This window comes from Actinomycetota bacterium (genome assembly GCA_030682655.1).
In the GTDB taxonomy this organism is placed as follows: domain Bacteria; phylum Actinomycetota; class Coriobacteriia; order Anaerosomatales; family JAUXNU01; genus JAUXNU01.
The window spans coordinates 1-1,176 of record JAUXNU010000171.1 but is presented as its reverse complement, the minus strand read 5'-3'; the positions used below and the strand labels follow the sequence as shown (position 1 = coordinate 1,176).

The 1,176-nt window shown below is 64.1% G+C and carries 1 protein-coding gene; it reads left to right on the top strand.

What is annotated here, in order from left to right; all coding sequences use genetic code 11:
- Positions 1-1,176: ATP-binding protein (locus Q8K99_10995; GenBank protein ID MDP2183080.1), on the top strand; the 1,176-nt coding region annotated here is incomplete at both ends.

Below are 1,176 nucleotides of genomic sequence, written 5' to 3'. Positions count from 1 at the left end.
CCTGTACGTGAATTTCGAGGACGACCGTCTGTATCCGCTGCAGGAGACCGTGCTTGATAACGTGCTCGAGGCGTTCTTCCGTCGCAACCCCGAGGCCCGCGAGCGGGGCTGCTATGTGTTCCTTGACGAGGTTCAGACCGTTCCGGGCTTCGCACGGTTTGCACGCAGGGTCGTCGACACCTTGCCGGCACGCATGTACCTCACTGGCTCGTCGGCGAGTCTGCTGCACACTGACGTGGCCACCGAGTTCCGAGGACGCGGTCTGGCCGTCGAGGTGTTTCCGATGAGCTTCGCCGAGACCGCACGTCATCGCGGACTCGACGTGTTCGCCGGGGGCGCTCCGAGTCCACGGGTCAGGTCGCTGCTGTTGGAGCACCTGGACTGGTACCTGGAGGTGGGCGGCTTCCCCGAGGTGCTGGACATGTCACGGGCGCTGCGGATTCAGACGCTCCAGGACTACGTGGAGCTTGTGCTCCTGCGCGACGTCATCGAGCGGCATCGCGTCGAGAACGCCGTGGCCACGCGTGCGTTCTCCCGCCTGCTCCTGCAGTCATCGGGTCAGCGTTTCTCGGTTAACAAGGCTCACAAGGACCTGAAGTCGCGTGGCTTCCAGGTTTCTAAGGACACGATGCACGCTCTGCTCGCGTACTTCGAGGACGCGTATCTGGTCTATACCGTCCCGATATTCAGTCAGTCCGAGCGGGTGATTGCGAGCAATCCGCGCAAAGCCTACGCGGTTGATCCGGGGCTCGCCTCCGCGCTGTCGCACGTCACTGCCACCAATCTGGGTGCCCGACTGGAGACAGCGGTCTTCCTCGAGCTCCGTCGCCGCGCCGGTCGTATGCTCAGCGGCGAGATCTCGTTTTACGTGACTGCGCAAGGCCACGAGATCGACTTTGTCGTGGGCGACCCGTTCACGCGTCATGCATCGGGTTTGATCCAGGTGAGCGCATCTGTGGCCGATCTGTCCACGCGCGAGCGCGAGGTGCGTGCCCTGGCCGCCGGGATGCAGGAGTTGGGTATCCGGGAGTCGACAGTCATCACCGTGAGCGAGGCGGACATCGTCGAGGTGGAGTCGGGCACCATCGCCTTCGTGCCGGCATGGCAGTGGTTCTCTCGCCAGCCAGATGACCTTGCGGAGGCCGGGGCCGACGGGACAAGGAGAGGCGAGGGCAT